Source organism: Achromobacter sp. GbtcB20 (assembly GCF_019091095.1).
Taxonomy (GTDB): Bacteria; Pseudomonadota; Gammaproteobacteria; order Burkholderiales; family Burkholderiaceae_B; genus Achromobacter; species Achromobacter mucicolens.
The window spans coordinates 1-316 of sequence record NZ_JAGXJZ010000385.1 but is presented as its reverse complement, the minus strand read 5'-3'; the positions used below and the strand labels follow the sequence as shown (position 1 = coordinate 316).

Here is a 316-nt window from a genome sequence, read left to right as displayed (position 1 = left end):
CGAAGGAATAGGCGTCCTTCATCGTGAACTCGCGGCCGCGCATCAGGCCGAAGCGCGGACGGCGCTCGTCGCGGAACTTGGTCTGGATGTGGTAGAAGTTCAGCGGCAGTTGACGGTAGGACTTGATCTCGCTGCGCACGACGTCGGTGACGACTTCTTCCGAGGTCGGCTGGATGGCGTAGTCGCGGCCGTGGCGGTCCTTGACGCGCATCAGCTCCGGCCCCATCTTGTCCCAGCGGCCGGTTTCCTGCCACAGTTCGGCGGGTTGCACGACCGGGATCAGCAATTCGAGGGCGCCCGTCTTGTTCATCTCTTC

General features: G+C 63.6%; 1 protein-coding gene. It reads right to left on the bottom strand.

Features of this window, described 5'->3' with window-relative positions:
- The coding region (locus KVT32_RS29435) for an aminoacyl--tRNA ligase-related protein (RefSeq protein ID WP_305864265.1) at positions 1–316 on the bottom strand (316 nt) is incomplete at both ends.